The sequence below is a fragment of the Bacillota bacterium genome (genome assembly GCA_036504675.1).
Classification (GTDB): Bacteria; Bacillota; Sulfobacillia; order JAJYWN01; family JAJZPE01; genus DASXUT01.
In genome coordinates this window covers 1-8,773 of record DASXUT010000121.1, presented here as the reverse complement: position 1 = coordinate 8,773, position 8,773 = coordinate 1, and the positions used below count along the sequence as shown (strand labels likewise).

Genomic DNA, 8,773 nt, shown 5'->3' with positions numbered 1-8,773 from the left:
AGTTTGGCCTGAACCATTCGGGTTTGGCCCTTTTCAGCCGGCGGAGGCTGGTCGGCTGGCTCAGCGAAGAGCAGGTGGCCGTCTTCGGGCGCGTCAAGCGGGGCTATCCCGAGGGGGTCGTGAGCATGTTGACCGACCTCGTTCCGGGCAGGCTCCTTTCTCTCCACGTCACGAGCGGCTCCAAGAAGTATTGGATCACGAGCGAAGGCGACAACCTGACCCTCCACCTCCAGGAGACGGTCGGGGGAGAGCTCGTCGAGGCGGCGGGCGTGACGATCACCTCGCCCACGGAACTCGGGCGCCTGGAACGCGCGCTGGAGAAGAAGGAAGAGGAGAACATCCGGGACGTCCTGAGGACCATGCAGGAGCTGAGGGCGGACGCCTTTGGCTTCGGCGAGCTGTTGCGGCGCAAGGATCCTGGCAACCCCGCCCTGGCCGATGCAGACACCTGGCGGGAGGCTTACGCTCGAGCCAAGGTCGACGTGAAGGTTCGGGTCCGGGCCCGTAACCGGGGGTTCACCAAGTAGGGGGAAAACCATGAAGCTCCTCGTCACCCTGGGCCATCGGGAATTCTTCAGCCTCAGCTTTATCGGCGTCGTCTGCGCCAACCTCGTCTTCATGCCCTCGGCCTTCGTCGACGCGGGGGGGCGGATGGCTTGGGTGATGCCCTTCCTGGCCCTCGCGGTGGACCTGGTGGCCTCACTGGTGGTGGTGAGCCTGGCCGTCCGCCTGAGGGACCACGAGTTGATCGAACTGGCCGTGAATAAGGGTGGCTGGCTGGGGCGGATCGGGATCGCCGGGATGACTGTCCTCACTCTGGCCAGCCTGGTCCTGGACACCCGGTTCAACTTGCTTCTTTTCAGCGGGACGCTCCTGATTCGTACCCCCGAGATCATCGCCTCGTCCTTGCCAATGCTGGCCGCCCTGGGTCTGACCTTCTCGGGGGCCGTGCGGATGGGTCGCCTGGCCCCCTGGGTCCTGGTCCTCTTGATGGCTTCAATCCTCTTTGCCTTGGTGCTGTCCTGGCACCGCATGGACCTCGGCTATCTCCTGCCGCTCTGGGACCCCCAAAACGTGCACCTTGGCGACCTCGCCTTCACCGCCAGCCTGGGTGGCATCCGGGCCGGCTGGGTCACGGCGCTGCTCGTGGTCCATTGTGACAAGAAGGTCAAGCCCATCAGGACCATGCTCCTCGCCAAGGCCGTGGGGGGGTCGGCGATCGTCTTCTCGATCCTTCAGCCCCTGGCCATGCTCGGCTTCGGCGGGGCCAACGAGACGACCACGCCCTTCCTGTATACCATCACCACACTGGCCGTCTACAGTTTCCCGGTGGAACGGCTGGAGTTCTTCCTGCGCTTGATCCTCTCCATTCAGGTGAGCTTCTCCATGGCCCTGGATGTCTGGGCCGGAACCCTGGGAGTCTGGGCCTTCTTTAGAAAGCCGAGCTTCGCCGTCATGGCTACGATCTTCTCGGCCACGGCCCTCCTGGCATCGGGGCTCATTCGGACCTCCAATGAGCTGAGGCTGATCACCTTCTGGATCGCCAGCTTGAACCTGCTGTCCTTACCCCTTTTCGGCCTCTTGTGGTTGGCCCTGCGGGGGATGCTGAGGCCCTCCGGTAAGGTCGCCGCCGGGGCTCGGTCATGAGACCGCCGCGGTCACCCAAGCTCCTGCGACCGCGGCCGATCGCCGCGGTCAGCCCCAGTCCACTTGGGCCAGATGCCCCGTCGGCCGCCGGCCGAGTCACTCGCCTCACGGCCGGCGAGGCCTCGGACGAACTGACCCCGGGAAGACCGGGTGGTCAAGACCGACCGCCGTCGTGGGGTTCGTCGACGCCCGGGGGTGAGCCCTCATTGGCCGTCAACCCCATCCCGACGCGCTTGGCTGACGTCGAAGAGCGACTGAAGCAAGGCGTGGCCGCCTCCGGCGATGTCGTCGTCCGGTCGCTCCGGTTTGGACGGGACGGCGGGACGCAGGCCCTGCTGGTCTTCGTCGATGGGCTGATCGACGAGAAGACCGTTAACACCGACCTCCTCGGGGCCCTGCGTCGGGCGGATGCCTTCGGACTGCCGGTCCCGCCCGGGGGGCAGGTCGACCTTTCTTCGGTCAAGGACCTCTTGGCCCAGGTGGTGACGATCGGCGAAGCCAAGGAGCTGACCACCTTCTCGAAGGTTGAGGACTCGGTCCTTCGCGGCGACGCGGTCCTTCTGATCGACGGCTCGACGACGGCCCTGGCCCTGGGTGTCCAGGGGTGGCCCAAACGGGGTCTGGGCGAGCCGCAGACCGAGCGGACGACCCGCGGTCCCCGGCTGGCCTTCATCGAAGACCTGGTGACCAACGTCAGTCTCGTCCGTCGTGAACTCATCTCGCCGGACCTGCGGGTCGAATACACCAAGGTGGGCACCAGAAGCCCCAAGGCCCTCGCTTTGGTATACCTGAAGGGCATTCTCAACCCGGCCGTCCTCGAGACGGCCAGAAAACGCCTGGCGGCGATCAAGTTGGACTGGGTAGCCAGCAGTTTCGCCCTCGAGGATATGATCCAAGACTCGGTGGTGACCCCGTTCCCCCTGATCCGCTCGACCGAGCGGCCGGACTTCGCCGCCATGGAGATGATCCGGGGGAAGCTGGTCATCTTCACCGATGGGACGCCCTTCGCCCTGATTGTCCCGGCCGCCCTCGGCGACTTCATGCGGACCAGCGAGGACTACTTACACAAGTGGACCGGGGCAACCTTGATCAGGCTGGTTCGCTATCTCGGGGTCTTCCTCACCCTCGTCCTGGCTCCGGGGTACATCGCCCTCCTTGACGTCCACCCCGAACTGGTCCCGACGAACCTGGTCATCAGCATCGCCGGTTCTCGCGAGGGGGTCCCCTTCCCGGCCGTCCTCGAGGTGGCCATCATGATCGCCTTCTTCGAGTTGCTCCGCGAGGCGACCGTGCGCCTGCCCGGAGTGATGGGTCAGACCATCGGGATCGTCGGCGGTCTGGTCCTCGGCCAGGCCGCCGTCCAGGCCAAGCTGATCAGCGACATCATGGTCATCGTCATCTCCCTGACCGCCGTGTCTTCGTTCGCCGTCCCCAGCTTCGAGCTGGCGATCACCTGGCGGATCCTCCTCTTCCTGTTCCTCGTCGGGGCGGCCACTCTCGGCATCTTCGGTATCGTCGTGGCCGGCCTTCTCACCGTGGCCCACCTGACCTCCCTGACTTCCTTCGGAATGCCCTATACGGCGCCGTCGGCGCCCCCGGTGCCCGGTGGGAGCCTCGACAACTTCATTCGTGCCCCCTTGAGAGCGTTGCGTTACCGCGACCTGGCCGCCCGTCCCCTGGATAAGGTGCGAGGAAAACCCTATCACCAGCCGGCCAAGCACCCCGACCTCCGACTGGCCCAGCAACGAGCGAAATCCCGGGGCGGGGCGAAGGACGATGATTCCGCGTGACCCGTCGGTTTTCCCAGAGGCGGCTCATCGGACTGGCCCTCATCCTCGCCCTCCTCGCCATTCTGCCCCTGGTGGTGTCCGGTTGCTGGGACTACGTGTCCATCACCCAGCGGGCCCTGGTCCTGGCCATCGGCATCGACAAGGGCGAGGCCGACCGGTACGAGGTGACCCTGCAGATCGCTCTGCCGGCGGTGGCGAAGGCCGCCGGCGGGACCAGCGGCGGGTCTCAGGGCCCGGACCACTACGAGGTCTCCGCCGACGCGGATACGTTCGGTGGGGCCCTGGCCCGCGTCCAGGCCGTGGTCGCCCGAGAGATCTTCCTGGGGCAGGCCCGGGTGGTCATCTTTGGCGAGGACCTGGCCAGGGACGGCCTCGAGCCGCTGATGATGGAATTGGCCCGGGCCCCGGAGGTCGACAAGACGGCCAACTTCGTCGTCGCCCGGGAATCCAGGGCCAAGGATATTCTCAAGACGCCGACGCCGCTGGGCAGGATTCCGGCCCTGGCCCTGAACAGCACCTTCGAGTCGGCCCGGAAGCGCCCGGAGACCATCAGGGTCCGTTTGATCGATTTCTTCATTCGGACCGTTGAGCCCGGGCAGGACGAGGGTCTGCCGACGACCACCATCCCGGGTCCCCTCCCGAGCTCGGGCGACGCGACCGTCGACGTCGGGGGGACGTCGGGGGGCCTGATGACCGAGGGCTTCGCCCTCTTCAAGGACTACAAGATGGTGGGGTGGCTCGACCGGTCGGAGACCGAGGCTTTGCTGTTCCTTCTCGGCCGAGCCAACGATGTCAAGCTGGCCGTCGGTGAACCCAAGAAAGGCGAATACGACGAGGTCAGGCGGGTCACGGTCAAGCGGAAGCTCAAGGTGTTCACCGGCGGCGGACAGGTCCGTTTCCAGCTCGACATCCATTGCACGGGAGAGGTGGCCGCCACTCGGGCTGAGGGGCTGCAGGTCAGTCGGGCCGACATCGAGCGGATCCGGGCTGAAGTCAAGCAAGAGGTGGCCGCGAAGACCGAAAGCGTCCTGGCCAAGCTGAAGGAACTCGGGACCGACCCGCTGGGTCTGGGGTCGGTCGTCTTCTACCACGACCCGGACCTCTGGGCCCGATTGAATTGGGATGAGGTCTACCCGACGGTCCCGGTCGAGATCAAGGTCGACGTCCGACTGGTCCGCAAGGGTCTGATCAATTGAAAGCCCCCGCCGTTGGGCGGAGGCGCGAGGGGGGTTGCCCGTGCAAGCACACCCCAAAATCAGTGCTTCCCAGCTGTTATCCCTGATCATCAGCAGCACCCTGGCGCTGGGCATCTTCAGCTTCCCGCGGGAGACCATCCAGGCCGGAGGATCCTCCGCCGGCTACGGCCTGGTGCTGGCCTGGGCCGTGGCGGCGGTGATCGCCCTCGCCATCGTCCGCTGGGGACAGCTCTTTCCGGGATTGTCGGCGGTGGGCTCGTTCCAGATTGTCGCCGGGCCTCTCGGCACGGTCTTCGCCCATGCCCAGATCCTTTACTCCGCCTTCTTTTCCTCCTTCGTCGTCAAGAACTTCACCGAGCTCTTGAAGAGCGTCTTCTATCCGCAGACGCCTGAGGCTCTCCTCATCGCCCTGATCCTCGGTATCGCCGTTTATCAGGCCAGCCGCGGCCTTCAGGGCTTGGCCCGCTCAGTCCAGATTGTGATCCCGTTTGCGCTGTTCATGATGGTCGTCATCTATCTGATTGGCCTCAGCCGGATCCACCCCACTTACCTGGTCACCCACCCGCCGGCCCTGGCCCAGACGGTCCGCGCCGCCTACATGACCTTCTACGTCTTTCTCGCCGCCCCCGCCCTCCTGATGGTCAACCCGATGGTCCGCGAGCCTCGTCTGGCCCCCCGGACCCTGGCCGTGGCCGCCCTGATCATCCTCGCCGTCCTGCTGCTCGTCTTCTTCGATTCCGTGGGGATCTTCGGACGACTGGGCATCCTCCGGATCCTCTACCCGACGGTCAGCGTCCTTAGGATCATCCGCGTCGAAGGATTTCTGATCGAACGCCTTGGGCTGTTTATGGTCATCGGCGGGGCTTTCCTGGTCTTCAGCAACGTGTCGATCAGCCTGTGGGCCGCGGGCACGGCTTTCGTCGAGGTCACCGGGTTATCGGAGAAGGCCATGCCCTGGGTCCTCCTGGCCCTCGGGGTCATCGCGGCCGGCGCCGCCCTGCCACCATACGGTACCAATGACCTCTTCCGGGCCATCCCGATCATCATCGTCGTGGGCGGCCTGATGGCCTACGTCCTGCCGGTCGCCTTCTTCCTGGTCGCCTGGATCCGCGGTCTCGGCCTCGGACGACGCAACGGGCCTTTCGGAAAGGGGAGGTCCGCCCCTCCCAAAGGGATAAAACTGTGGAGCCCGGCCGTGACTCAGCCGGGCCCCGAGGCGGAACTGTTCATCGGCAAGAAGGCGGTGGAGCGCTGGAGGAGAAGGTTGGAGGCCGGACGGTAGGCTTAGTCCTCCACGGCCCCGACCACCTGGTTGCGGCCCAGGCTCTTGGCCCGGTAAAGGCGCCGGTCGGCGACGCTGATCAGGTCCTCGGCGGTGTTCCCGTCCTCGGGGAAGGCGGCCACCCCGATGCTAACCGTCGGCAATCGGAACTGCCGCCCGAGGATGGCGACCCGGTCCCTAATGCGCCCGGCCATGTCGTGGGCTCGCCCGCTGTCGGCGTCTACGGCGATGACCGCGAACTCTTCGCCTCCGTACCTGGCCACGACGTCGTTGTCGCGGACGGAGGCTTTCAGTTCCCGACCGAGGTCGCGGAGGGCCTGGTCGCCGTGGAGGTGCCCGTAGGTGTCGTTAAAGCGCTTGAACTCGTCGGCGTCAATCATCAGCACCGAGAGTCGGCGGTTGAGATTGACGGCCCGGACCAACTCCCGCCGCAACCGCCGGTAGAACTCTCCGTGGTTGAGGAGGTCGGTCACCGAATCCCGCTCGGCCATCCGCTTGGCCTTCGCGTAAAGCTGGGCGTTCTCAACGGCGACGGCGATCTCCGAGGCGGCCGCGTAGAGGACCCCGAGTTCCTCGGCGGTGAAGTCATGCCGCTCGGGACTGGCGACCACCAGGACCCCGAGGTTCCGTCGCTTGCAGGTCATGCTGGTGAAGGCGGCCGAGGCTATCCCGGGCACGGCCGAGCCGGGTCCGAGCCAGGCCGCGTCGGCCGAAGGCGCCTCAGCATCCCCACCGGGACGATGCCAGACCTGCGTCCCGTTGCCGGTCGCCGCCCGACCGACCAGTCCCTGGCCGGGGTCCCCGCGCTTGACCTGCTCGCCGGCGAAGGGGGGAAGGCCTCGGTCGGTGGCCAGCTTGAGCTCCTCCTCGTCGAGGATGTAGATGGCCGCCATCGGCCAGCCGGCGATCCTGGTCAAGGCGTTGAGGGAGTTCTCCAGGATGACCCCGACGTCGAGGGACTCGTTGAGGCCGGCCCCGACCGCGCTGAGCAACTCCAGGGCCAGGGTCCGCTTGCGGACCTGCTCCTCCAGGTTGGCGTTAAGCTGGATGAGCTCTTCGTTCTGAGCGGCCAAGCGCTCCCGCACCTCGTTCAGGGCCGCCCCGAGTTCCGTCGTCAGGCTCCCCTTGAGCATCGGAATGTGGCTCTCGAGGTCGCCGGCGGCAATCTCCCGGGCCGCCTTGACGCAGGTGATCATGCCTGAGAGGAAGCGGGCGACCCCGACGTTCTGAATCCACAGGACGTAGGCCACCCCGGGCAGGAGGAAGAGGCCGACCCAGGGGGTGATTCGGCCGTGCTGCCTGGCCACCAGCGTCAATCCGGCCCCGTAAGCCAAGGAAAAAAGAGCGAAGACGAACACACCCATTAAGGCGATCAAGTGCTTGAAGCGATCGCCGGGGCGGCCCTCGGTAATGGAAAACGGCTTCAGCGGAAGCTTGAATCGCAATGCTTCTCCTCCCCCCCGAGCCCAAGGCCCCGGCGCGGGCCGGCTGACCCTTGGGGGGTCTACAGAGGGAACATCGGATGAATGGCCCGACCTTTTTAGGCGTTTTGGAAGATACAAAGCCACCCGAATACCGGGTGGCTCTGGTGATTTGACAGGCTGTGGCCGGATGGTTGGACCGGGTCGCGCGGGAGTGGACACCGCTGGGATCCCTTGTGAAAACAATGACAAGTGGCAGCTAGGCGGGTCGCGCATAGACTGTTGTCAGAAAACTCTTACCAAGGGAGGCCCGCTGATGACAGCTAGTGCCGCGACGTCCTTCCCGAAGGTCGCCTACGATGAACTGACCGACGTGCTCTATATCGCCCTGGCCCGGGTGCGCAACTGCTATGCCCGGCCGGACGGACGGATCCCGAACATGCTTCACTGCTTCAACGAAATTGACGACGAGCCATGCGGGGTGCTCATCAGGGGCTACTCGACCCTCGACCCGGCCGTCCTCTTGGGCCGGCTGGGCATGGACCTGGACCTTCCGTCCAGGACCAGCTCCCGCGCCGCGGCCAATGGTTAGCGGTCTGCCGGGTCAGGCGGTCGCGGCTGTCTCGGCAAAATGTGCTCCAGGGACCTGGACCTACCAGGGATTGCCGCCCTGAGGGTCCAACTCTAACGGCAGTCGCGAAACTGCATCCCGGGCCCCTTTTGGCCGGAGGGTCGAGGAGTAACACGACCTTGGTCGACATCTCATCGGGGGTGTTCGCCATTTACGAGGGTCCGGAGCCGTTCTCGCTTAAGGTGATCGCCACCCTTGCCCAGATGGCCCTGGGGGGTAAAGCGCCCCCCGTTGGGCCTGCATCCAAGATGATCAGCTCTATGGATGTTGCAGTAATGGTCTTGATGGGCCCCGATCTCAACTGCACCATTGCTAACCCTCCTTGCTGCGCACTTCTCAGCCGCTTTTCCGGAAGACCGGTGACCGAGGTCGACCTCGTCGGCAAGAGGCTCTTGGAGATCACCCCACTGACCAAGGACCACCGCTTGGAACGGGCGACCCGAGAGGCGGGAACGGCTAACAGCCCCGTTTTCCTGGACGCCGTCGCAATCCCCACCGACTCCGGCGAGCCGCTTCGCTTCTCGTCTCTCTGCTGCCCGATCACGGATCGAGCCGGCCGGCCGTCAGGGGTCGCGGTCATCGCCCTGCCGGCTGACGGCCACGGAGCGGGGGCCGGCGGGGACGAAAATGGCCGGCTCGTCATGGGGCAATTGGCGACCGTGGCCTAGTACTACTCCGTTAAGTGATTGTAAATCGAGGGAAAGTATGCTATGTTGAGAGCATGGACAAGAAAGCGTTGCGAGAGGCCCGGGATCGTTTGGAGGGTTTCTTGGAACCAGTTCTGCCCCTGATTGGCCGGCTGGAAC

At 65.4% G+C, this 8,773-nt stretch carries 8 protein-coding genes; 7 read left to right on the top strand and 1 reads right to left on the bottom strand.

Annotated features, from left to right (window positions below):
- The 5 genes from VGL40_08410 to VGL40_08390 all read left to right on the top strand — a co-directional run.
- Nucleotides 1–527: Ger(x)C family spore germination C-terminal domain-containing protein (locus VGL40_08410; protein HEY3315278.1), on the top strand; the 527-nt coding region annotated here is incomplete at its 5' end.
- 10 nt (nucleotides 528–537) lie between these two features.
- A complete protein-coding gene (locus VGL40_08405; protein ID HEY3315277.1) occupies nucleotides 538–1,647 on the top strand; it encodes a GerAB/ArcD/ProY family transporter in 1,110 nt (369 codons plus the stop codon).
- Between the two features lie 206 nt (nucleotides 1,648–1,853).
- Nucleotides 1,854–3,437, top strand: a complete 1,584-nt coding sequence (locus VGL40_08400; protein ID HEY3315276.1) for a spore germination protein — start codon at nucleotides 1,854–1,856, stop codon at nucleotides 3,435–3,437.
- The gene (locus VGL40_08395) at nucleotides 3,434–4,633 is read left to right on the top strand and encodes a Ger(x)C family spore germination protein (GenBank protein HEY3315275.1); all 1,200 of its coding nucleotides are present in this window, start codon (nucleotides 3,434–3,436) and stop codon (nucleotides 4,631–4,633) included. The genes VGL40_08400 and VGL40_08395 overlap by 4 nt, the downstream gene beginning before the upstream one ends.
- 40 nt (nucleotides 4,634–4,673) lie before the next feature.
- On the top strand, nucleotides 4,674–5,915 hold the full coding sequence (locus tag VGL40_08390) for a GerAB/ArcD/ProY family transporter (GenBank protein HEY3315274.1): 1,242 nt from the start codon (nucleotides 4,674–4,676) through the stop codon (nucleotides 5,913–5,915).
- Between the two features lie 2 nt (nucleotides 5,916–5,917).
- On the opposite strand, the gene VGL40_08385 is transcribed toward VGL40_08390, so the two are convergent.
- Complete coding sequence (locus VGL40_08385; GenBank protein HEY3315273.1) at nucleotides 5,918–7,360, bottom strand: sensor domain-containing diguanylate cyclase; 1,443 nt, start codon at nucleotides 7,358–7,360, stop codon at nucleotides 5,918–5,920.
- A gap of 292 nt (nucleotides 7,361–7,652) precedes the next feature.
- Between VGL40_08385 and VGL40_08380 the strand changes: the two genes are divergently transcribed.
- A complete protein-coding gene (locus VGL40_08380; GenBank protein HEY3315272.1) occupies nucleotides 7,653–7,928 on the top strand; it encodes a hypothetical protein in 276 nt (91 codons plus the stop codon).
- Nucleotides 7,929–8,086: 158 nt separating this feature from the next.
- Entirely contained in the window at nucleotides 8,087–8,635 is a 549-nt protein-coding gene (locus tag VGL40_08375; protein HEY3315271.1) for a PAS domain-containing protein, read from the top strand.
- The last annotated feature ends 138 nt before the right edge of the window (nucleotides 8,636–8,773 follow it).

Excerpts from the sequence above, each read along its gene's own strand:
- VGL40_08405 (HEY3315277.1), top strand. The coding sequence starts at position 538 with ATGAAGCTCCTCGTCACCCTGGGCCATCGGGAATTCTTCAGCCTCAGC.
- VGL40_08380 (HEY3315272.1), top strand. The coding sequence starts at position 7,653 with ATGACAGCTAGTGCCGCGACGTCCTTCCCGAAGGTCGCCTACGATGAA.